General features: G+C 73.2%; 16 protein-coding genes. 8 read left to right on the top strand and 8 right to left on the bottom strand.

Annotated features, from left to right (window positions below; translation table 11 throughout):
- Positions 1-401: 401 nt before the first annotated feature.
- Positions 402-809: an ArsC/Spx/MgsR family protein gene (locus ACZ6Q9_RS20210; RefSeq protein WP_393458107.1), complete on the top strand. Its 408-nt coding sequence runs from the start codon at positions 402-404 to the stop codon at positions 807-809.
- 12 nt (positions 810-821) lie between these two features.
- On the opposite strand, the gene ACZ6Q9_RS20205 is transcribed toward ACZ6Q9_RS20210, so the two are convergent.
- Positions 822-1,004 (bottom strand): hypothetical protein, encoded by a 183-nt coding sequence (locus ACZ6Q9_RS20205; protein WP_393268315.1) that lies wholly within the window; start codon positions 1,002-1,004, stop codon positions 822-824.
- 19 nt (positions 1,005-1,023) lie between these two features.
- Between ACZ6Q9_RS20205 and ACZ6Q9_RS20200 the strand changes: the two genes are divergently transcribed.
- The 4 genes from ACZ6Q9_RS20200 (at position 1,024) to pulA (ending at position 8,550) form a co-directional block, all read left to right on the top strand.
- Positions 1,024-1,692: a hypothetical protein gene (locus ACZ6Q9_RS20200; protein WP_393458110.1), complete on the top strand. Its 669-nt coding sequence runs from the start codon at positions 1,024-1,026 to the stop codon at positions 1,690-1,692.
- Between the two features lie 37 nt (positions 1,693-1,729).
- Positions 1,730-2,119, top strand: a complete 390-nt coding sequence (locus ACZ6Q9_RS20195; protein ID WP_393268008.1) for a hypothetical protein — start codon at positions 1,730-1,732, stop codon at positions 2,117-2,119.
- A gap of 84 nt (positions 2,120-2,203) precedes the next feature.
- Positions 2,204-2,899 carry a cellulose-binding protein gene (locus ACZ6Q9_RS20190; protein WP_393458113.1) on the top strand — a complete coding sequence of 232 codons (696 nt, stop codon included), beginning with the start codon at positions 2,204-2,206 and terminating at the stop codon, positions 2,897-2,899.
- Positions 2,900-3,048: 149 nt separating this feature from the next.
- Positions 3,049-8,550 (top strand): pullulanase-type alpha-1,6-glucosidase, encoded by a 5,502-nt coding sequence (gene pulA / locus ACZ6Q9_RS20185; protein WP_396827340.1) that lies wholly within the window; start codon positions 3,049-3,051, stop codon positions 8,548-8,550.
- 112 nt (positions 8,551-8,662) lie between these two features.
- Here the strand turns inward: pulA and ACZ6Q9_RS20180 are convergent, their stop codons facing one another.
- The 3 genes from ACZ6Q9_RS20180 to ACZ6Q9_RS20170 all read right to left on the bottom strand — a co-directional run bounded on the left by ACZ6Q9_RS20180 (position 8,663) and on the right by ACZ6Q9_RS20170 (position 14,125).
- A complete protein-coding gene (locus ACZ6Q9_RS20180) occupies positions 8,663-10,303 on the bottom strand; it encodes a hypothetical protein (RefSeq protein ID WP_396827338.1) in 1,641 nt (546 codons plus the stop codon).
- Between the two features lie 354 nt (positions 10,304-10,657).
- On the bottom strand, positions 10,658-12,346 hold the full coding sequence (locus ACZ6Q9_RS20175) for a right-handed parallel beta-helix repeat-containing protein (RefSeq protein ID WP_396827337.1): 1,689 nt from the start codon (positions 12,344-12,346) through the stop codon (positions 10,658-10,660).
- A 297-nt stretch (positions 12,347-12,643) separates the two neighbouring features.
- Positions 12,644-14,125, bottom strand: a complete 1,482-nt coding sequence (locus ACZ6Q9_RS20170) for an aminopeptidase P family protein (RefSeq protein WP_393268020.1) — start codon at positions 14,123-14,125, stop codon at positions 12,644-12,646.
- 234 nt (positions 14,126-14,359) lie between these two features.
- On the opposite strand from ACZ6Q9_RS20170, the gene asnB reads away from it, so the two are divergent.
- Positions 14,360-16,321 carry an asparagine synthase (glutamine-hydrolyzing) gene (gene asnB / locus ACZ6Q9_RS20165; RefSeq protein ID WP_350711425.1) on the top strand — a complete coding sequence of 654 codons (1,962 nt, stop codon included), beginning with the start codon at positions 14,360-14,362 and terminating at the stop codon, positions 16,319-16,321.
- On the opposite strand, the gene ACZ6Q9_RS20160 is transcribed toward asnB, so the two are convergent.
- The gene (locus ACZ6Q9_RS20160; protein ID WP_393458119.1) at positions 16,287-16,535 is read right to left on the bottom strand and encodes a nuclear transport factor 2 family protein; all 249 of its coding nucleotides are present in this window, start codon (positions 16,533-16,535) and stop codon (positions 16,287-16,289) included. The genes asnB and ACZ6Q9_RS20160 overlap by 35 nt on opposite strands.
- 65 nt (positions 16,536-16,600) lie before the next feature.
- Here ACZ6Q9_RS20160 and ACZ6Q9_RS20155 point away from each other — a divergent pair, with 65 nt between their 5' ends.
- Complete coding sequence (locus ACZ6Q9_RS20155) at positions 16,601-17,536, top strand: PfkB family carbohydrate kinase (RefSeq protein ID WP_393458122.1); 936 nt, start codon at positions 16,601-16,603, stop codon at positions 17,534-17,536.
- A gap of 112 nt (positions 17,537-17,648) precedes the next feature.
- On the opposite strand, the gene ACZ6Q9_RS20150 is transcribed toward ACZ6Q9_RS20155, so the two are convergent.
- Both ACZ6Q9_RS20150 and ACZ6Q9_RS20145 read right to left on the bottom strand, forming a co-directional pair.
- On the bottom strand, positions 17,649-18,479 hold the full coding sequence (locus ACZ6Q9_RS20150; protein WP_393268027.1) for an MBL fold metallo-hydrolase: 831 nt from the start codon (positions 18,477-18,479) through the stop codon (positions 17,649-17,651).
- A complete protein-coding gene (locus ACZ6Q9_RS20145) occupies positions 18,476-18,880 on the bottom strand; it encodes a thioesterase family protein (protein ID WP_393268030.1) in 405 nt (134 codons plus the stop codon). Before ACZ6Q9_RS20145 ends, ACZ6Q9_RS20150 begins: the two co-directional genes overlap by 4 nt.
- 193 nt (positions 18,881-19,073) lie before the next feature.
- Here ACZ6Q9_RS20145 and ACZ6Q9_RS20140 point away from each other — a divergent pair, with 193 nt between their 5' ends.
- Entirely contained in the window at positions 19,074-20,105 is a 1,032-nt protein-coding gene (locus ACZ6Q9_RS20140) for a phosphatase PAP2 family protein (protein WP_393458128.1), read from the top strand.
- A 130-nt stretch (positions 20,106-20,235) separates the two neighbouring features.
- Here the strand turns inward: ACZ6Q9_RS20140 and ACZ6Q9_RS20135 are convergent, their stop codons facing one another.
- Positions 20,236-21,765, bottom strand: coding sequence for a PH domain-containing protein (locus ACZ6Q9_RS20135; RefSeq protein WP_393458348.1), 1,530 nt, complete (start codon positions 21,763-21,765; stop codon positions 20,236-20,238).
- Positions 21,766-21,786 lie beyond the last annotated feature (21 nt).

The following is a 21,786-nucleotide window of genomic DNA, read 5'->3' as shown; positions in this document are numbered from 1 at the left end:
TTCAGGGCATCTGTGGGTCCGGTGTCAGGTTTGGTCCCTGTGCCGGCACAGCGGGCCACACCCGCCTCGACAGGTCCGGTGGGTCGGGTGCCGTGTGGCCCTGTCGAGCTGCCCCGTCTGTAGGACCGCTAGTCACATCGGCGCCGCGGCCCCGGCCTGATCGACGGGTTGGTGAGATCGGCCGCCTGTCGTGCCCCATCTGTGGGGGCAGCTCGACAGGGGCCGAGAAGCGGTACCCCGAGCTGAGAAGCGGTACCCCGAAGACTCGTCCGCGACATCGCCGGCCAATCCCGACATCGGAGCAGCCCGTGACGAGCACCCGCCGTGCCCGCCCGCCGGCGGGGCCCGCGTTCGCCGCGGCCGGCGCCGGCCGGAAACGGGACTGCTGCGACCATGACGGTATGGAGATCTGGAACAACCCGTCCTGCTCGAAGTGCGCCGCCGCCCGGTCCGCCCTGGACGAGGCCGGTGTGGGGTACGGGGTGCGCCCGTACCTGGACCGGCCGCCGAGCGCCGCGGAGTTGACCGAGGTGCTGCGCCGGCTCGGCGCGCGCCCCTGGGACGTCTGCCGGACGCAGGAGCCCGCCGCGGTCGCCCTGGGCATGGCCGACTGGCCGCGGGACGAGGCAGCCGAGCCGCGCTGGATCGACGCGATGGTCGCCGCCCCGGAGCTGATCCAGCGGCCCCTGCTGCTGCTCGACGACGGGAGCGCGCTCGTGGGACGTACCCCCGAGGCGGTGGCGGAGGCGGTGCGCCGCCACGCGGCGCCCGGCGGGCCTGGGGAGCGCAACGACCACGCCGAGGGATGACGCCGCCGGTGGTCAGCGCGGGTCGTCGGCGGGTGCCGCAGCCGCCGCGTGCCGGTCGCGCAGCCGGGCCCGGATCTCCTCCGGGGTGTACGCCCGACGCCGCCGTTCCGCCCGCGCGATCACCACGCCGGACGCCGCGACGCCGGCGAGACCCGCGAGCCCGAGCACCTTCCACCACCGCATCCGTTGCCGCATCGGCCTAGGGTAGACCCCCATGAGCATCAGCCTGGACGAGGCAGTGGAGCTGACCCGCACCGGCGACGTGTGGGTGTTCCGGGGCCGCAGCGTGCCGGACCGGGCCATCCAGTTGACCACCAACAGCCCGGTCAACCACGTCGGCATGGCGGTGGTGCTGGACGACATGCCGCCTCTGATGTGGCACGCGGAGCTGGGCCGGTCGCTGCCCGACATGTGGTCCGGCACCCACCAGCGCGGCGTGCAGTTGCACGACCTGCGGGACGCGGTCTGCGTCTGGGCCAACCGGTACGGCCAGCGCGCCTGGCTGCGCCAGCTCGACCCGCCGGCCGACGCGGAGATGGAGAACGCGGTGCTGCGCACCGTCGCCCGGCTCGACGGCACGCCGTTCCCCTCCACCGCCCAGCTCGCCTGGCGCTGGGTGCGCGGTCGGGTGCCGGCGATGCGGGTGCCGGCGCTGCCCGGGCGGGGCCGGGCCCGCTCCGGGGCGTCGGTGCGCGACCGCGCGCTGGAGACGGCGTACTGCGCGGAGGTCGTCGCGGTGACCTACGAGGCGATGGGGCTGCTCCCCGCCGGGCGGCGTCCGAACTGGTACGACCCGGGCCGGTTCTGGAGCGGCGACGACCTCGGCCTGGCCGGCGACGCCCGGCTCGGCGCCGAGATCGAGGTGCGCGTCCCGCCGCGCTGAGGTTTGGCCCGGTGGCCGGCAGGCAAATGCTCTCCCCGTGAGAGCCTCCACCGATCTCGACACGCTGACCGACTTCTTCGACCGGTACGGCGTGGCGCTGACCACCGGCGACCTGCCCGCCATCGCCGGCTGTTACGCGCTGCCGGGGCTGGTGGTCGCCGACACGTACAGCTTCTCGTTCACCTCCCCGGCGGCGGTGGCACTGTCCTTCGTGGGCGCCGCCCCCGACTACCAGGAGCGCGAGCTGGTCGCCGCGCACGCGGCCATCGAGGACGTGCAGCCGATGTCGGCACTGCTGACGATGGTGGCCGTCGAGTGGGAGTTCCTGGACAGCCAGGGTCGAGCGGTGCCCGGCGAGCGTTACCGCTACCTGTTGCGCGCCACCGACGACGGCCCGGTCATCTGTACGGTCCTGCGCGTCGCCTGACCGTCCCGTCCGGCGGGCCCGTTCCGGCTCCCACCTCCTTGCCAGCGACCGCTACGCTTTTTCGGACGACCGCTGGAGGAGGGCATGTCCGGCATGCGCCGAGCATCGAGCAAGTCCTACGGCACGGCCGTCATCGCGTCCTCACCCTGGATCGTGGTGTCCGTCGGCGCCGGGGTGATGGTGGTGCTGTTGGTCATCGCGCTCGGCGCCTACCGGGGGCGCAGCCCGTCGTTCGACGCGCAGCCCGGCCCGCCCGAGCCGACCCTCGCCCTGTCCGACCCGTGGGCCTCGCCGAGCGTGCCGGCCACGGCGGCGTCGCCGTCGCGGCGGGCGTCGCCCACGCCGTCCGGCCGCGTCACCATCCGGTCCACTCCGGACCGGCCCACCCCGGCGCGTTCGAGCCGTACGCCGTCGCCGGATCCCGGCGGTGACGAGGACGCGGTGCTGCTGCTGCCGCCGACCGCGTCGCCGGTGAGCGGGCGGTACCGGGTGGTGGACGAGTCCCACGGCGGGTTCGTCGGCGAGGTGCTGGTCAGCAACGCCTCCCCGGCCGGCCGGGCGTGGACGGCCCGGCTCGCCTTCCCTGGCGGTCGGCTGGGCAGCGCGTGGATCGAGGGCGCGCCACAGGGGACGGCCACCCGGATCGACGACGGGTTCACCTACCGCAGCGGCCAGGATCTGGCCGGGGGAGCGTCGGTGGTGCTGCGGTTCTACGTCCAGCACGCGGACAGCCGCCCGGCGAGCTGCACCGTCGACGGCGTCGCCTGCCACGGGCTGTAGCTCACCGGTTTCGCAGGGCCCGGCGCGTTCGCGCCGGGCCCTGTTTTTGCAAGAGCACTGCTTTGTTGCGACTCTGTTTGCAAGGTATTGCAGAATGTTTCGGCAAGGGCTAGCGTGCGGGCCAATCAGCGACCAGAGGAAGGCCGTCGATGAAACCCCCGCCGATACCGCGCAAGGCCCTGCTCGCCCTCGTCTCCCTGCTCACCCTCACCCTCGTGGGCACCCCGGTCGCCGTACACCAGCTCGGCGCCGACGCCACCGACGGCACGGACGGCACCGGCCCGCTCGCCGCGGCCGGGGCCACCCAGTGGCGCGCCGAGCCCCCGGCGGAGGCGCTGCTGGAGGCCGGCAGCAACCAGGCCCGTGCCGAGCAGTTCTACTTCGTCCTGCCGGACCGGTTCGCCAACGGCGACCCGCGCAACGACGCCGGTGGCCTCACCGGGGACCGGCTCTCCACCGGGCTGGACCCGAAGGACAAGGGCTTCTACCACGGCGGCGACCTCAAGGGCGTCACGGACCGGCTCGACTACATCCAGGGGCTGGGCACGACGGCCATCTGGCTCGCCCCGATCTTCAAGAACCGACCCGTGCAGGGCACCGGGTCCGACGTCTCGGCCGGCTACCACGGCTACTGGATCACCGACTTCACCCAGGTCGACCCGCACTTCGGCACGAGGGACGACCTGAAGCGGCTGGTGCGGCTCGCCCACCAGCGCGGGATCAAGGTCTACCTCGACGTCATCGTCAACCACACCGCCGACGTCATCAAGTACGCCGAGGACAAGTACACCTACGTGGACAAGGCGACCTCTCCCTACACCGACGCGCGGGGGCGGGCCTTCGAGGACCGCCACTACGCCGACGGCAGCCGGGACTTCCCGAAGGTCGACACCACCTCGTTCCCGTACACCCCGACGTTCGACACCCCGGCCGACGCGAAGGTCAAGGTCCCGGCGTGGCTGAACGACCCGACGATGTACCACAACCGGGGTGACTCCACCTTCGCCGGGGAGAACAGCGAGTACGGCGACTTCTTCGGGCTCGACGACCTGTGGACCGAGCGCCCCGAGGTGGTGCGCGGGCTCACGAAGGTCTACTCCGAGTGGGTGGAGTCCACCGGTGTCGACGGCTTCCGGCTGGACACCGTGAAGCACGCCAACCTCGACTTCTGGCCGCAGTTCAGCCAGGGCATCGAGCGCGCCGCGGAGCGCGCGGGCAAGAAGGACTTCTTCATGTTCGGCGAGGTCTACAGCGCCGACCCGGAGATCACCTCGACGTACGTGCGGCGCGGGGGCCTGCCGGCCACCCTCGACTTCGCCTTCCAGGAGGCCGCGCGCGGCTACACCGCCGGCGACGGCTCCGCCAAGGCCCTCGCCGACGTGTACGCCCGCGACGACCTCTACCGCTCCCGGGACACCGACGCGCGGCGGCTGACCACCTTCCTCGGCAACCACGACATGGGCCGGATCGGCTCGTTCATCGCCGGTGGCGGCACCGACCCGGCCAGCCACCTGCGCCGCGACCGGCTCGCCCACGAGCTGATGTTCCTCACCCGGGGCCAGCCGGTGGTCTACTCCGGCGACGAGCAGGGCTTCACCGGTCCGGGCGGCGACAAGGACGCCCGGCAGGACATGTTCGCCTCGAAGACCCCCGACTACCTCGACGACGACCTGCTCGGCACCGACCGGACGCACGCGGTCGACCAGTTCGACCCGACGCACCCGCTCTACCGGGCCATCGCCGAGCTGGGCGCGCTGCGCCAGGCGCACCCGGCCCTGCGCGACGGTGTCCAGATCACCCGGTACGCCGCCGACGGCCCCGGCGTCTTCGCGTTCTCCCGGATCGACCCGAAGCAGCGCACCGAGTACGTCGTCGCGGTGAACAACGCCGCGACCGCGCAGACTGTCACCGTGGACACCTGGTCGGCCGGCGCCACCTTCGCCGGCGTCTACGGCGGCTCGGCCGCCCCGGCCGCCGCCGCCGACGGGAAGCTCACCCTGACCGTGCCGCCGCTGTCGGCGGTGGTGCACCGGGCCGGCACCCCGATCGCGCTGCCCGACGCCGCGCCGAAGATCACCATCACGGCTCCGGCGCCCGGCGAGCCCGTCGCCACGAAGGCCGCCGTCACCGCCCAGGTCACCGGCGACCCGCTGGCCACCGTCACCGTCGCCGCCCGGGTCGCCGGCGGGCAGTGGACCCTGCTCGGCAGCGCCGACCGGGCCCCGTACACCGTCCACCACGACCTGACCGGGCTGGCCGGCGGCACCACCGTCGAGTACAAGGCCGTCGTGCGCGACGGCAGGGGCCGGACCGCCACGGCCCGCTCCACGGCCACCGTCGGCACCCCGGCCCAGTCCGCCTCCCGGGACTGGGCGGTGGTGCACTACCAGCGCCCGGCCGGCGGCTACGACGACTGGGGGCTCTACGCCTGGGGCGACATCGACCCCGCGTACGCCACCGAGTGGCCCAAGGGACAGCCGTTCGCCGGCGAGGACTCCTACGGCCGGTTCGCCTGGGTGAAGCTCAAGCCGGGCGCCAAGTCGGTCGGCTTCCTGGTGGTCGACAGGAACGGGAACAAGGACGTCGGCCAGGACCGCACCATCGACGTGACGCAGACCGGGGAGATCTGGCTCAAGCAGGGCGACCCGGCGATCTACCCGACCCGGCAGGCCGCCACCGGCGAGCCCGACCCGCCCGTCGAGGACGGCACCGCGCTCATCCACTACCGCCGCGCCGACGGCAACTACGACGGCTGGGGCCTGCACCTCTGGGACGGCGCCGCCAACCCGACGGACTGGGCGAAGCCGCTCGCCCCGGCCGGCGTCGACGCGTTCGGCGCGGTGTTCCGCGTGCCCCTCGCCGCCGGAGCCACCGGACTGAGCTACATCATCCACTCCGGGGACGAGAAGGACCTGCCGGAGGACCAGCGGCTCGACTTCGCCACCGCCGGCCGCGAGGTGTGGCTGCTCGCCGGCACGCCCGGGCGGCTGCTGCCGTCCACCGCGTCCGGCGCCGCCCGGGACGTCGACATCACCAGGCAGAAGGCGCACTGGATCGACCGCGCGACCGTCGCCTGGCAGACCGGGCCCACCGACGGCAGGACGTACGCCCTGGTCGCCGCCCCGGCCGGCGGGGTCACCGTCGCCGACGGCGAGCTGACCGGCACGTACACCACGCTGCCGTTGACGGCGCAGCGCAACGGGCTCACCGAGGCCCAGCGCGCGGCCTTCCCGCATCTGTGGGCGTACCGGAGCTTCGCCCTCGACCGGCGGGACCTGGCCAAGGTCCCCGCGGCCCTGCGCGGGCAGCTCCTGGTGACCGAGCGGGACGCCGAGGGCACCCTGCTCGCCGCGACCGGCGTGCAGATCCCCGGGGTGCTCGACGACGTCTACGCCCGGGCCACCGACGCGAAGCTCGGGCCGACCTTTGCCGGCGGGGTGCCGACGCTCGCGGTCTGGGCGCCGACGGCGCGGCAGGTGTCGCTCCAGCTCTTCGACTCGCCGACCGGGGAGCCGAAGGCGGTGGCGATGCGCCGCGACGACCGCACCGGCGTCTGGTCGGTGCGCGGCGCCCGCGACTGGCACGGCAAGTACTACCGCTACCAGGTCCAGGCGTGGCAGCCGGCGACGCAGCAGATGGTCACCGCGGCGGTGACCGACCCGTACTCGCTGGCGCTGGCGCCGAACTCCACGCACAGCCAGATCGTGGACCTGGCCGACCCGGCGCTCGCGCCGGCCGGCTGGGCGACGCTGCGCAAGCCGGCGGCCGTGCCGTCGACGAAGGTGCAGATCTCCGAGCTGTCCGTCCGGGACTTCTCCGTCGCCGACACCACCGTGCCGGCCGAGCGGCGGGGCACCTACCTCGCCTTCACCGACCCCCGGACCGCCGGCATGGCGCACCTCAAGGCGCTCGGCGACGCCGGGGTGACGCACCTGCACCTGCTGCCCGCGTTCGACTTCGCGACCATCCCCGAGCGCCGCGCCGACCAGCGGCAGCCCGGCTGCGACCTGGCCGCGCTGCCGCCGGACTCCGAGGAGCAGCAGCAGTGCGTCGCGGCGGTGGCCGACACCGACGGCTACAACTGGGGGTACGACCCGCTGCACTACACCGTGCCGGAGGGCGGCTACGCCGTCGATCCGGCCGGGGCGAAGCGCACCACGGAGTTCCGGCAGATGGTGGCCGGGGTCAACGGCGCGGGGCTGCGCGTGGTGATGGACGTCGTCTACAACCACACGTCGGCGGCGGGCGCCGACCCGAAGTCGGTGCTCGACCAGGTCGTGCCCGGCTACTACCACCGGCTGCTGGAGGACGGCAGCGTCGCCAACTCGACCTGCTGCGCCAACACCGCTCCCGAGCACGCCATGATGGGCAAGTTCGTGGTGGACTCGCTGGTCACCTGGGCCAGGGCGTACAAGGTGGACGGCTTCCGGTTCGACCTGATGGGCCACCACCCGAAGGCGAACATCCTGGCCGTGCGCAAGGCGCTCGACGAGCTGACCGTGGCCCGCGACGGCGTGGACGGGAAGAAGATCCTGCTCTACGGCGAGGGCTGGAACTTCGGCGAGGTCGCCGGCGACGCCCGGTTCGTGCAGGCCACCCAGGCCAACATGGCCGGCACCGGGATCGGCACCTTCAACGACCGGCTCCGCGACGCGGTTCGCGGCGGCGGCCCGTTCGACGCCAACCCGCGGGTGCAGGGCTTCGCCTCCGGCCTGTTCACCGACCCCAACGGTGATCCGGTGAACGGGTCCGTGGCCGAGCAGCGGGCCCGCCTGCTGCACCAGCACGACCTGATCAAGGTGGGGCTCACCGGCAACCTGCGCGGCTACCGGTTCACCGACTCCGCCGGCCGGCAGGTCACCGGCGGCCAGGTCGACTACAACGGCTCGCCCGCCGGCTACACCGCCGCGCCGGGGGAGGCGGTCACCTACGTCGACGCGCACGACAACGAGATCCTGTACGACGCGCTGGCGTACAAGCTGCCGCAGGACACCCCGGCGGCGGACCGGGCCCGCATGCAGGTGCTGGCGCTGAGCACGGTGGTGATGGGGCAGGGGCCCGGGTTCGTCACCACCGGCACGGAGCGGCTGCGCTCGAAGTCGCTGGACCGCAACTCGTACAACTCGGGTGACTGGTTCAACCAGATCCGCTGGGACTGCGCCCAGGGCAACGGGTTCGGCGCCGGGCTGCCGCCCGCGCAGGACAACCGGGACAAGTGGCCGTACGCCAAGCCGCTGCTGGCCGATCCGGCCCTGGTGCCGGACTGCGCGGCGATCACCATGACCGACGCCCGGTACGCCGAGCTGCTGAGGATCCGGGCCTCCTCGCCGGTCTTCGGGCTGGCCACGGCGGAACAGGTGCAGCAGCGGGTCGCCTTCCCGCTCTCCGGCACGGCCGAGACGCCCGGCGTGCTCACCATGACGCTCGACGGCCGTGGCCTCGACGGGCGCTGGAAGTCGGTGACGGTGGTCTTCAACGCCACCCCGGAGGCGGCGACGCAGCAGCTGACCGGGCTGCGCGGGGCGGACGTGGCGCTGCACCCGGTGCTGCGGACCTCGGCGGACGAGGCGCTGCGTACGGCCTCGTTCGACCGGGCGAGCGGCACGTTCACGGTGCCGGCCCGCAGCGTGGCGGTTTTTGTACAGAGCTGACGCGCGACGCGGACCGGCCCCCTCCCGCACGAGCGGGAGGGGGCCGGTTCGGTGTTCGTCCGGTCCGTGCGGCCGGTGCCGGTGGCGCCGGCCGCACGTCATCCGAGGGTGATCAGCCGAAGCAGTTCTCCACCGGAGTGGGGCTGCCCTCGCAGTTGGTCGGCTTGTTGCCCCTGATCGCCGACTTGTCGTCCACGTCGACGTCGCCCTGGTAGTTGAAGACGCCGCCCGGCTTCAGGGTGGAGAAGTTGTCCGCCACCTTCGTGTCGTGCAGGGTGACCTGGCCGCGGACGTTGAAGATGCCGCCGGCGATGCCGATCGGGCCGACGGCCCGGTTCCGGACGATCGCACTGTCGCGGAACGTGACCTGGCTGAACAGGTTGAACACGCCGCCCCCGAAGAACCCGGCGACGTTCTCCGCGATCTCGCTCTTCTCGACCGTGGCGTTGGTGCCGAAGCCGAGCGCGAGGCCGCCGCCCACGCCGACGGTGGTGTTCTTGGCGACCAGGACGTGCTTCAGGTCGAGCTGGCTCTCAGCCGTCGCGATACCGCCACCCGCGACCCCCGCGAAGTTGTCGGTGATCTTGGAGTCCTTGACGGTGGTGTCGCCCTCGATGTCGAGCAGGCCGCCGCCGAAGCCGAGCGTCTCGTTGCGGCTGATCTCGCTCTTGTCGACCCAGACGGTGCCGCCGTCGATGTCGTCGTGCTTGTGCAGCTCCGGGGCGCCGTTGGCGATGCCGCCGCCGCCGATGATGGCCTGGTTGTGCGTCACCTTGGACTCTTCGACCCTGAGCAGGCCGGCGTTGAAGATGCCGCCGCCGAAGAGGAAGGCGGTGTTGTCCTCGACGGTCGTGTGGCGCAGGTTGGTCTTGCCGTAGTTGGCGATGCCGCCACCGTTGCCGCCCGACTGGTTGCCCACGACGTGGGTCTTCTCGAGGTCGGCCTTACCGCCTGGCTGCACCAGGATGCCGGCCCCGTCGTGCGTCTGCTTCTTCTTCTGCTTCTCCTCGGCGGCGGCCTCGGCGCCGGGGGCGGCCTCGGCGTTCGCCGCCGCCGCGCCCTTGGGCGCGGCCTGGAGCAGCTCCAGGTACGGCTTGCCGGCCTGGGCCGCGGCGGCGGCCTCGACGGAGTTGGCGTACCGCGACCACACCGCCTCCGGCGTCATCCGCGGCTCCTTCTTGCGCTCGACGGTCTGGCCGTTCTTGAGGGTCAGGCCCTTGAGCGTCAGGTCGCCGCCGCTGCCGACGTTGAAGATCCGGAACTGCTCGGCGGTGGCGTCCCGCTCGATCTTGGTGTTGTGACCCTTGAGCGTGATCTTCTCCTTGATCACGGGCAGGCCGTTGCCGTGGTTGTCCGAGCGGGTCAGTTTGTAGGTGCAGTCCTTGGCGAGCTTGAACTCGCCGCCGTGGTTGTTGTTGGCGAAAATGATCGCCTGGATCAGCCTGTCGGAGTCGCAGGGCACCTCCCTCCCGCGGTCCTTGTCGTGCCGGTCCCGATCCTCCTTGCCCTCGCGGTCCCGGTCGCCTTCGCGGCCCTGGTCGCCCTCGCGACCCTGGTCGCCGTCCTTGGTGACCTGGGCGGTGGACCAATTCAGGGCGTCCGCGCCGACGGCGCCGGCGCCGGTGGCCACACCCACGGCGGCAATGCTGACCACGCCGGTCAACCCGGCCACACCGCTGGCGAGCCAGAGCTTGCGGCGACGCTTCTGCGCCGCCGGCCGCTCGGAGTCGTTGTTCGTTAGGTAGTTGGACATCGGAGCTCTCTGCCCTCTCCTAGTACCAGACAGGGTCGCGACGCCACAGGCGAGCGTCCCCTGCTACAAATCGGTTGTAGCTCCCGAACCGACAGTATGAGAATCTTCCTCACCTCGAAGGCATATCCGAAAGAACCCCACATTCGGTACGGGCCCCTCGTGCGCGGTGTGGACGACCCGGGCGGGCCGATCGGTCGCACTGGTGCCCGTAGGCTTGGCTACGGTGCGTAGTCGACGCAGACCGTTCGGATCGGCGCGGGACGGTCAAGAGAGCCCAGGCGGATGGCGAGGGCTCCTCCGGGCCGCCGGGGCGGTGCGGAGGAGCCCTCTCTATGTGGTGGTGCTGTCCGGTGTTCAGCCGAAGCAGCGGTCCGGGATGACCGGGCTGCCCTGGCAGTTCGTCGGCCGGTTGTCGGTGACGGCCGACTTCCGGTCGATGAAGACGCGGTTGTTGTTGGTCCAGATGCCGCCCGGCGGCTCGGTGGCGACGTTGTGCGCCACCTTCGTCCCGACCAGTCTCGTCGTGCCGAAGTCGTTCACGAGGCCGCCGCCCACCGCGCCCGGGCTGACCGCCTGGTTCGCCACGACCTCGGTGTCCCGCAGCGTGGTGGTGCCGAAGTCGTCGGTGTAGACGCCACCGCCACCGAACCCCTCCGCGACGTTCTCCCTGATCACGCTGTACTCGATCACGGCGTGGGAGTCCCTGCCGACCCCGACGCCACCGCCTTCGCCCTCGGTGTGGTTGTTTGCCACCACGACGTGTTCCAGGCTCAGCCTGCTGTCGTGGAGGGCGAGCACGCCACCGACGTCCGTGCGGCCGACGTTGTCGGTGATGTGGCTCTGCGTGATCGTGGTCTCGCCGTCGTTGTCGAAGACGCCCCCGCCGAGGCCGGCGGTCCGGTTGTGGCCGATCGCGCTCTTCCACACCCAGACGGTGCCGCCGCCGGCCGTGCTGCCGCTCGCACTCGTGCCGTTGGCGATGCCACCGCCCCCCAGCCCGGCGCTGTTGTACGTCACCTTCGACTCCTCGACCCGCAGCACCCCGACGTTGAAGATGCCGCCGCCGAAGCCGTCGGCGCTGTTGTTCTCCACCGAGGTGTGGCGGACGTTCGTGGTGCCGAAGTTGGCGATCCCCCCGCCGTTCCCGCCCGCCTGGTTCTGCGCGAACGTGCTGTACTCGAGGTCGGCATGGCCGCCTCGCTGGACGAGGAGGCCCGCTCCGTCGGCGCTGACCAGCCCGGGCACGGCCGTCGCCGTGCCGTCGGGCTGCACCTCCGCCGTGGCCGGCTCGGCGAGAGTGGCCGGCGTCCCCGGTGCGGCTGCCGACGGCGTGGGTGCCGCCATGGCCGGTCGGGCCGGGGCCGCAGCGGCAGTGGTCGAGCCAGACAGCCCGAACGTCGCCACGGGCGGTGCTGCCGGCGGGGAGACCATCTTGCGGGCGACGGTCTGTCCGCCCTTGATGGTCACGTTCTTCAGCGTCAGGTGACCACTGCTGCCGACGTTCAGGATCCGGAATCGCTCGGTGTCGGCCGCCCGGACGATCTTGGTGTCGTCGCCCTTGAGGACGATCGGTTGCTTGATCACCGGCAGGCCGTTGCCGTGCTCGCTGCGGGTCAGCTCGTAGGTGCAGTGCTTGGCGAGCTTCAGCGTCGCGCCGTGGTTCTTGTTGGCTTCGGTGATCGCCTGGATGAGCTTGTCGGTGTCGCAGGGCACCTCCTTCTCCCGGTCGTCGTGCTTCCGGTTGCCCTGTTTCCGGTCGCCCTGGCCGGACCAGTCGTCCTCGCCCTGGCCGGTCTTCGCGCCGCCGGCCTCGTCGGCCTTGCCGGCGTCGCTGACGTTCTGCCTGGGTGCCGTCGACCGCGCGTCGGAGAGCCGGTCGGTGTCGCCGGACTTGTCGTCCCTGGAGGCCAAGCCACCCAGCGCCGCCAGGCCGACGACGCCGGTCAGCCCGGCCACGCCGGCGGCAACCCAGAGCTTGCGCCGCCCCCGCGTCGGTGTGCCCGCGGGCGGGCCACCGTCAGGTGTCGTTACGTCATCGGACATCAGAGCCTTCCGCCCTTTCCTGCTACCAAGGGGGCCGCACCGCCCGAAGCGGAGCGACCAGCTACAAATGGGTTGCAGCCTCTGATGACCACCGTATGAGAAGGATCCTCGCGACAAGGACGTATCTGAAAAAAGCCCACATTCGCCTCGGATCCGGCAGGGAACGGGGGCAACCGGGTGGCCGGGTGAATTGGGCTCTGACCAGGGCAAAGGCCGACGGGCCCCGCCCACCGGAACGGCGACGTCGAAACGTCGCATGCCGGCGGGCGGGGCCCGTCGTGTGGTCGTACCCTCGGATCAGCCCGGCAGGCGCGGCCCCGCCTCGCGCTGCTCGGCCAGCCAGGTCTCCACCTCGTCGGCCCGGCGCGGCAGCCCGGCGGAGAGGTTGACCGCGCCGGTGGCGGTGACCAGGATGTCGTCCTCGATCCGCACGCCGATGCCGCGCAACTCCTCGGGGACCAGCTCGTCCTCCGGCTGGAAGTAGAGCCCCGGCTCGACGGTGAGCACGTAGCCCTCGCCCAGGACGCCGTCCCGGTACTTCTCCTTGCGGGCGTCGGAGCAGTCGTGCACGTCGATGCCGAGCATGTGGCCGAAACCGTGCAGCGTCCAGCGGCGGTAGATCGTCGACTTCTCGTCCATCGCCTCGTCCACGCTCACCGGGAGCAGGCCCAGGTCGGCCAGGCCCTCGGTGAGCGCCCGCATGCAGGTCAGGTGCACGTCGCGGAACCTGACCCCCGGCTTGATCACGTCGATGCCGGCCTGCTGCGCGGTGTGCACGACGTCGTAGACCTGGCGCTGCAACGGGGTGAACCGGCCGTTGACCGGCAGCACCCGCGTCACGTCGGCGGTGTAGAGGTTGCGGTTCTCCACGCCCATGTCCATCAGCAGCAGCTCACCCGGGCGGGTGGCGCCGTTGTTGTGCACCCAGTGCAGGATCGTCGCGTGCTCGCCCGCCCCGACGATCGAGCCGTAGCCGACGTCGTTGCCGTCGTGCCGGGCGCGCAGGGCGAAGACCCCCTCCAGCAGGCGCTCGGAGACGCCCCGGTCCGCCGGCAGCACCCGGGCCACGTCCTCGAAGCCCCGCACGGTGGCGTCGATCGCGTCCTGGAGCTGGGCGATCTCCCACTCGTCCTTGACCAGCTTGTGCTCCGCGATCGTGACCGCCAGCTCCCAGTCGCGCGCCGGCTGACCCTCCGCGCGGGGGCCGTCGTAAGGGCGCACGGCCGCGTCCACCCGCGCGTCGAAGCCGCGCAGCACGCGGGTACGCCCCGGCGCCAGGTCGGCCAGCGCCGCGTCCAGCTCGGTCAGGTCGGCGGTCGGCAGGCCCAGCTCGGTCGACTTCTCCGTCAGCGTGTGCCGCCGACCGACCCACAGCTCGCCGTGCCGGCTGCGGAAGAACTCGTCGTTCTGCCGGGACGACCGGGGACGCATGTACAGCGTGGCGTCGTGGCCGGATCCGTTCGGCCGCAGCACGAGCACGCTGTCCGGATCGTGGTCGCCCGTCAGGTAGGCGAAGTCGCTGCCCGGCCGGAACGGGTAGGTGGTGTCGTTGGCGCGCACCTTCTCGCCACCGGTCGGGATCACCAGGGTCTCGCCCGGGAAGGCCGCGGAGAGCGCGGCCCGGCGCTTGGCGTAGTTCGGCACCTCCGGCCGCGGGCCGACCGGCAGCGTGGTGTCGTGCCAGCCCCGCCGCATGAACGTCAGGAACGCCTCCGGGAACTCCGGGTCGTGCGACTCGGTGCCGTCCGCCGGCTTGTTGTCGGTGCGTTCCTCGGTCATGCCCCGCTCCCTCCGCGTCGTTGCTGGTCCTGACGGTACCCCGCGCCGGGTCGGCCCGACCGTCCCGGTAGGCCCCACGCCCGCGGGCGGCCGGGCCGTCCCGGTGGGCCCCACGCCCGCGGGCGGCCGGGCCTGCGCGTCGGCCCGCCCGCCCGCCGCAGGATGCCCGCCTGGAGCGCGGGAGAGCCTGCGGTGCCGCGACGCCCGCCCGGGACGCGTGGAAAGATGACCACCATGTGCGGACTCCTGGCCTTCTTCAGCGCGCGCGGCGACGCCGCCGCCCACCGCGACAACATCGCCGGGGCGTTGGAATGCCTGCACCACCGCGGACCGGACGAGACCGGTGTCGAGGTGGTCGGCGACGCCTCCGGCCGGTACGCGGACGGGGTGTTCGCGCACAAGCGGCTGGCGATCATCGACGTGGCCTCCAGCCACGAGCCGCTGCCCTACGCGGGCGGGCGCTACCTGCTCACGTTCAACGGCGAGATCTACAACTACATCGAGCTGCGCGAGGAGCTGATCCGGAACTTCGGCGCCCAGTTCGCCACCGCCGGTGACGGCGAGGTGATCGTCGCCGGCTACCACTACTGGGGCGAGCAGGTGCTCACCCGGCTGCGGGGCATGTTCGCCTTCGTCATCTGGGACCGGCAGGAGCGGCGCGCGTTCGGCGGCCGGGACTACTTCGGCATCAAGCCGATGCACTACCTGGAGACCGCCGACGGCCTCTACCTCGCCTCCGAGAAGAAGGCGCTGCTGCCCTTCGCGCACTCCAGCTACCAGGGCGACGCCGGCATCGACACCGCGAACCTCAGCCACTACCTGACGCTGCAGTACGTGCCCGAGCCGGGCACCCTGCACAAGGGGATCAACCGGATCGGCTCGGGCGAGTACCTCACCTGGACCCCGGGCGGGCGGATCGACGTGCGGCGGTGGTACAGGCCGGTGTTCCGGCCCACCCCGGTCGCCGACGAGCAGCGGCTCTACCACGAGATCCGGGAGACGCTGCGGGAGAGCGTCCGGATGCACATGCGCTCCGACGTGCCAGTCGGCTCGTTCCTCTCCAGCGGCATCGACTCGACCGCCGTGGTGGCCCTGGCCCGCGAGTTCAACCCGAACATCCTCACCTTCACCGTCGGCTACGACGTCCCGGGCTACTCGGAGATCGACGTCGCCCAGGACTCGGCCCGGCACCTCGACGTGACCACCATCCCGACGAAGATCGGGCCGCAGGACATGATCGATGCGCTGCCGAAGATCGTCTGGCACCTGGACGACCCGGTGGCCGACCCGGCGCTGGTACCCCTCTACTTCGTGGCCAAGAAGGCCGCCGAGCACGTCACCGTGGTGCTCTCCGGCGAGGGCGCCGACGAGTTCTTCGGCGGGTACACCATCTACCGCGAGCCGCTGTCGCTGAGTTCGGTCAACGGGCTGCCCGGCGGGGTGCAGAAGGGGCTGCGGGCCGTCTCCAAGGCGATCCCGCAGGGCGTCAAGGGCAAGAGCTTCCTGGAGCGCGGCACCACTCCGATCGAGGAGCGCTACTACGGCAACGCCCGGATGTTCACCGAGGAGGAGAAGCAGCACCTGCTGCGCCGCTACGACCCCTCCGTCCGCTACACCGACGTCACCGCGCCGATCTACGCGGAGTGCACCGAGCTCGACGACGTGACCAAGATGCAGTACGTCGACCTCTACACCTGGCTGCGCGGCGACATCCTCGTCAAGGCCGACCGGATCTCGATGGCCCACTCGCTGGAGGTGCGGGTGCCGTTCCTGGACCGTGAGGTCTTCGACGTGGCGTCGCGGATCCCGGTCGACCTCAAGCTGCCGCCCCGCTCCGACGCCACCAAGTACGCCATGCGCCAGGCCCTCCAGGGCGTGGTGCCGCCGGCCATCGTCAACCGCAAGAAGCTCGGCTTCCCGACCCCCACCCGGGTCTGGCTGCGCGGCGAGATGTACGAGTGGGCCCGCTGGGTGCTGTCCAACTCCGGCGCGGGCGAGCTGATCGACCTGTCGTACGCGATGCGGCTGCTCGAGGAGCACAAGCGGGAGGAGGCCGACCACTCCCGCAAGGTGTGGACGGTGCTGATCTTCTGCATCTGGCATGCGATCTTCGTCGCCAAGACCCTCGACCCGGGCATCCAGCGCAACCAGTCCGCCCTGCTCACCAAGCCCGTGGTCGGCTCCATGGTCCGCTGACCCGGCTCCCAGCCCCGCCCGGCGGGCGCGCCGGCTCCCGCCCCGCGCCCGCCGGCTCCCGCCCCCGCACGAACGCGGCGCGGCCGGTGATGCGCTCCCGGGCCTGCGGCAGGTGGTGGACCACGTCGTCGGCGAGCAGCGCGCCGAACGTGTCCCAGTCCCTGGCCTCGCACGCCGCCCAGCAGGCCAATACGGTGGCTTCCGCGTTCGTCACGGCACCGACTGTGCCAGCCTGGTGCGACGAAATGCGGTGGGCGCGGGCACGGACGGAGGCCGGAGATGGGATACGCGGTGGTGCTCGGCGAGGCACTGGTCGACCTGCTCGACACCGAGTGCGACGGAGAGCCGGTCTACCGGCAGGCCGTCGGCGGTGGGCCGCTGAACGTGGCGGTCGCCGTCGCCCGGCTCGGCGGCGCGGTGCAGTTCGTCGGGTCGCTCGGCGACGACGTCCTGGCCGGGCGGATCCGCGACTTCCTGAGCGGCGTCGGCGTCGGGCTGGCCGGCGCGGTCACGGTCCCCGCCCCGACCGCGCTGGCGGTGGCCACCTTCGCCGGCCCGGAGCCCGACTTCCGGTTCTACGGGCAGCCGCCCTCCTACGGCCTGCTCGGTCCCGACGACCTGGACGCCGACCTGGTCGCGGGCGCCGACGTGCTCTACTGCGGCTCGATCGTGCTGCTCCAGCCGCCGGTGCTGGCCGCCGCGCGCCGGGCCTGGGCGCTGGCCTCCGGGCTGCGGGTCTTCGACCCCAACGTCCGGCACCGGTTGCTCGACGGGCCCGCGGCGCTGGCCGGGCTGCGCGAGGTGGTGGCCGAGTTCGCCGCCGGCGCCCACCTGGTCAAGCTGAGCGCCGCCGACGCCAAGCTGCTCTATCCGGGTGAGCCGGAGGAAGGGGTGGCGGCGTACCTGCGGGAGTTGGGTGCCGGGACCGCCGTGGTCACCCTGGGCGCCGCCGGCGCGGTGGTCGCCGCGGCCGGCGCCGATCCGGTACGCGTACCCGCGCCGAAGGTCGAGGCGGTGGACGCCACCGGCGCAGGTGACGCGGTGATGGGCGCGCTCGTCGCGGACCTGCTGGTCGACGGCGAGCCCGCCGCCCCGGCGGGCTGGCACGAGCGGGTGGCCTTCGCGCTGCGGGTCGCCGCCCTGGTCTGCGAGTCGCCCGGCGGCGCGACCGCCATGCCCACCCGCGCCGAGGTCCTCGACCGCTTCGCCCGCTGACCCACCCCACCCCCTTCTCCCCGCGATCTTGCACTTTGTGCCCGCGATCTGGGGGATATGCCGCTTTCGCCGGGGCGACAACTGCAAGATCGGCGGGGTGCGGGGGAGGGGGTCAGGTGGTGCCGTCGAGTTCGGCGTAGCCGCGGCGGGCGGCGTGCAGGGCGGGCCGGGCGCCGAAGGGCGCCTCGGCGGCGACGCGCTCGGGCGGGGCGCCGCCGGTGTGCCCGGCGCGGATGAGCCAGGCCAGCTTGACGAGCTGCTCGTGCTGCGCGCGGACGAACGCGACGTCCACCGGGTCGCCGTGCCCCGGCACGACGACGGTGGCCGGGGTGGTCATCCGGAGCAGCTCGGCCACCGTGTCCGGCCACTGCAACGGGTAGGACTCCTCGAAGGCGGGCGGCCCGCTCTGCTCCACCAGGTCCCCGGCGACCAGCACGTCGGCGTCCGGCACGTGCACCACCAGGTCACCGGCGGTGTGCCCGCGACCGGGGTGGCGCAGCACCACCCGCCGGCCGCCCACGTCGAGGACGGTCTCGCCGTGGACGGTGTGCGTCGGCGCCAGCAGCGCGGTGCCGGCCAGTTCCTCGGCCAGCGCGGGGTGCTCGTCGCGCATCTCCGCGTACGCCTCCCGGCGTAGCCGGTCCGCCTCCTCGCGCATCGCCTCGGCGGCCACCTCGTGCGCGTACACCGGGCGGGGTGGGTCGGCGGCGAGGGTGGCGTTGCCGAAACAGTGGTCGAAGTGGTGGTGGGTGTTGACCACGGTCCACGGGTGGGTGGTGACCGCCCGGGCGGCGGCGGCCAGCTCGGCGGCCTGCCCGGCGGTGGAGAGCGTGTCGACCAGCAGCGCGGCCCCGTCGCCGACGACCAGCGTGACGTTGACGTGCAGCAGCGGCTCGCGCAGCACGTGCACCCCGTCCGCGACCTGTACGAAGCGGCCGGTCACGACGACCGGGCCGCGCGTTCCACGAAGCGCTGCCGGTCGACCAGCACCCGCTCCACCCGGCCCTCGGCGACCGTCTCGTCGCCGTCGCGCACGCTCACCTCGAAGTGCAGCCGTCGCCCCTCGACCGCGGCCAGCCGGGCCTGCGCCACCACCGTCCGCCCCACCGGGGTGGCCGCGCGGTGGTCGAGCTCCACGCGGGTGCCGACCGTCGTCGACCCGCTGGGCATCCGGGGGGCGGTGGCCGCCACCGTGGCCGCCTCGGCGAGGGCGAGCACCCGGGGCGTGCCCAGCACCGGCACGTCCCCGGAGCCCACCGCCTGGGCGGTGTCGGTGTCGGCGACGGTCAGCTCCACCCGGGCGGTCAGGCCCGGCGTCAGGGCGGGCTCCGGCTGCTCCTGCATGGCCAAAGCCTAGACGAGGCGGGCCGGGGCCGGCGGGCGTCCGTGCCGCGCCGACGGTTCACGGGTTCCGGGGGGAGCGCCGGTCCGCGGTTCGCGCGCCGTCCACCACCGGTCGACCGCCCGCCGCGCCCCTGGCGGCGCGGCGGGCGGTCGGCGTCGGTCGATGCCGTCCGCGCCGTTAACCTTGACCGCGATGTCTGTCGCGACCGACCCCCAGCCCCCCGCCCGGACCGGCCCGCCCGCCTCGCCCGACGGCGGGCGTCGTCGCGTGGTCGCGATGACCGTCTGGGGGGTCGCCTTCGTCGCCGGCTGGCTCGGCATCGGCCTGCCGACCGACCCGGCGTACGCGTTCCTCTGGATCTGGGCGGCGACGGTCGCCTGGAACAGCAGCCGGCCGTGGCGCAGCCATCTGCGTTTCGCCCGGGACTGGGTGCCGGTGGTGCTGCTGCTCGCCGTCTACAACCTCTCCCGCGGCTTCGCCGACAACGGCGCGACCCCGCACGCGTACGAGCTGATCGTCGCCGACCGGGTCATGTTCGGCTGGGCGACCGGTGGCGAGGTGCCGACGGTCTGGCTCCAGCAGCACCTCTACCGGCCCGAGGTGCACTGGTGGGATGTCCTGGTCAGCTGGGTCTACTTCTCCCACTTCGTGGTGGCGCTGGCCGCCGCGGCGGTGCTCTGGCTGCGCGACCGGGGGCGTTGGGCGGCGTTCATGCGTCGCTGGGGCTTCCTGTGCGCCACCGGCCTGGTCACCTACTTCCTCTACCCGGCGGCCCCGCCCTGGTGGGCGGCGCAGAACGGGCTGCTGGAGGAGGTCGCCCGGATCTCCACCCGGGGCTGGAAGGCGTTCGGCATGCACGGCGCAGGCAACCTGCTCAACGCCGGGCAGATCGCCTCCAACCCGGTGGCCGCCATGCCGTCGCTGCACACCGCGTTCGCCCTGTTCGTGGTGCTGTTCTTCCTCCGGCAGACCCGCCGCCGCTGGTGGCCGCTGCTGTTGGCGTACCCGCTGGCGATGACCTTCACCCTGGTCTACAGCGGCGAGCACTACGTCATCGACGTGCTGGTCGGCTGGGCGTACGTCGGGATGACCTTCCTGGTGGTGGGCCTGGCGGAGCGCTGGTGGGCGGCGCGCCGGGCCCGCCGGGCCGTGGCGGAGGGCGACCCCGAGCCGACCGAACCGCCCGCCTCCGCCGAGCCGCCGGCGGTGCCGGCGACGCGCTGAGCGTCGACCCCGCGGCGGGTGGCGGGGCGGCCCGCGACCCGTGCGTGGTCGGCCGGTCGGGTGACCACGGACCGGCGCGGCGGCCGGTGCAGCGGTCGGCCGGGCGGCTGAACGTCGATGCGGGAGGCGGTCAGCCGGCCTGCCGGGCGGCGCGCGCCCGAGCCGTCAGCTCCGCCGCCAGGGCCCACGCCTCGGCCAGGTCCCGGTCCCGCGCGGCCGCGCCGGCGCCGCCGGCCGTGTCGGCGTGCACCGTCGCCAGCCGCAGCCGCCGCTGCGCCGGCCCCTGCACCACCCGCACGCTCTGGATCCGGGCGTACGGCACGAGCGCCACCTGCCGCGTGAGCAGGCCGGACCGGACCGCGAAGACCCGGGCGTCGAGGCCGGCGCCGAGCACGCCCCGGCTCAGCGGGTTGAGCCAGCGGGCCCGCTCCGGCGGCGGGGTCAACGGCAGCGTGGTCAGGCACACCCCGGCCAGCACCTCGGCCACGATCGCCGCGCCGGTCGGCAGGTCGCCCACGGGGAGCAGGCGGTCCGGCCGGTTGCGGTCGTCGCTCTCGCCGGCGGAGTAGCCGGCCACCTCCAGGCGCAGCCGCAGCCACCCCTTGACCCGCCACAGCAGCGGCCAGGTCGCCCCGACGGTCTGCACCCGGTCCAGCGGGACCGTCTGGGCGCGGGTCTCCAGCAGCCCGTTGCGGATCCGTAGCGTGCCCTCGTCCCGGGCGAGCCGGAAGTTCCAGTCGTCGAGCACCCGGCGCACCGGTTGCAGCAGCACGCCGGCCATGGCGGTGAGGGTGCTCGCCACCGCGATGAACGACCACGAGTCCTCGGAGAGGAACTGCGCCAGCACGAACGCCACACCGAACGGGATCATGAACGCCTGCGGGGTCAGCAGCTGGCTGACCAGCAGGTCCTTGTTCGCGACGGTGTGCAGCGGCCGGCCGGGCGGCGCGGGCGCCTCGGCCGGGACCGCCCCGGTCGCCGCCGTCACCCCGGCCGCCGCCGTCGCCCCGGCCGCCCGACCGGCGAGGGCGAGCAGCCGCCGACGCAGCGCGGTCGCTTCGGCGACGCTCAGGTAGGCCAGCGGCGCCTCGGTCTTGCCGCCGCCGACCACCTCCAGCCGCAGCTCGGCCAGGCCGGTGAGCTGGGCGAGCAGCGGGCGGACCACCTCGACGGCCTGGAGCCGCTCCAGCGGGATCGCCCGGGTGCGCCGCCAGAGGAGCCCCTCGTGCACCCGAAGTTCGCGGCCGACCACGTGGTAGCCGGTGTGGTACCAGCTGACGACCGCGAGCACGGTGGCGCCCAGGGCCAGCACGACCGCCATCAGGGCGAACCAGCCGAAGCCGACCCGGGAGAGGGTCGACCAGGACAGGCCGGCGATCACCACGACCAGCGACTTGGCCCCGTGCAGCGCGGGACTGAGCGGGTGCAGCCGCTGCCGGGGCTCGGCGTGCTCCGGCGCCGTGTCACCCGGCACTGCTCCGGCGACCGGGGGAGGCGCCGGCGGGCCGGGCGGTGGGGGCGGGGTGTCCGGGGCCGTGCCCGGCCCGGCCGGCGGGTCCGCGGGTCCGTGCGGGGTGTCCGGCGCGGGGCCGGCGGGCGGGTGCGGATCGTACGGCGCCGGTCCGGGTGCCGCGGCAGGGCCCTGCGCGACGGGCGGTATCGCCGCCGGCCGGAGGCCGGG

This window comes from Micromonospora sp. NPDC049139, assembly GCF_055586845.1.
Note: the sequence above shows the minus strand (reverse complement) of the source record. Positions and strands in the feature narration are given on the sequence as shown.

Excerpts from the sequence above, each read along its gene's own strand:
- ACZ6Q9_RS20145 (WP_393268030.1), bottom strand. The coding sequence starts at position 18,880 with ATGCAGGAGCAGCCGGAGCCCGCCCTGACGCCGGGCCTGACCGCCCGG.
- ACZ6Q9_RS20170 (WP_393268020.1), bottom strand. The coding sequence starts at position 14,125 with ATGACCGAGGAACGCACCGACAACAAGCCGGCGGACGGCACCGAGTCG.
- ACZ6Q9_RS20140 (WP_393458128.1), top strand. The coding sequence starts at position 19,074 with ATGTCTGTCGCGACCGACCCCCAGCCCCCCGCCCGGACCGGCCCGCCC.
- ACZ6Q9_RS20180 (WP_396827338.1), bottom strand. The coding sequence starts at position 10,303 with ATGTCCAACTACCTAACGAACAACGACTCCGAGCGGCCGGCGGCGCAG.
- ACZ6Q9_RS20210 (WP_393458107.1), top strand. The coding sequence starts at position 402 with ATGGAGATCTGGAACAACCCGTCCTGCTCGAAGTGCGCCGCCGCCCGG.
- ACZ6Q9_RS20200 (WP_393458110.1), top strand. The coding sequence starts at position 1,024 with ATGAGCATCAGCCTGGACGAGGCAGTGGAGCTGACCCGCACCGGCGAC.
- pulA (WP_396827340.1), top strand. The coding sequence starts at position 3,049 with ATGAAACCCCCGCCGATACCGCGCAAGGCCCTGCTCGCCCTCGTCTCC.
- ACZ6Q9_RS20205 (WP_393268315.1), bottom strand. The coding sequence starts at position 1,004 with ATGCGGCAACGGATGCGGTGGTGGAAGGTGCTCGGGCTCGCGGGTCTC.
- ACZ6Q9_RS20155 (WP_393458122.1), top strand. The coding sequence starts at position 16,601 with ATGGGATACGCGGTGGTGCTCGGCGAGGCACTGGTCGACCTGCTCGAC.
- asnB (WP_350711425.1), top strand. The coding sequence starts at position 14,360 with ATGTGCGGACTCCTGGCCTTCTTCAGCGCGCGCGGCGACGCCGCCGCC.
- ACZ6Q9_RS20190 (WP_393458113.1), top strand. The coding sequence starts at position 2,204 with ATGTCCGGCATGCGCCGAGCATCGAGCAAGTCCTACGGCACGGCCGTC.
- ACZ6Q9_RS20175 (WP_396827337.1), bottom strand. The coding sequence starts at position 12,346 with ATGTCCGATGACGTAACGACACCTGACGGTGGCCCGCCCGCGGGCACA.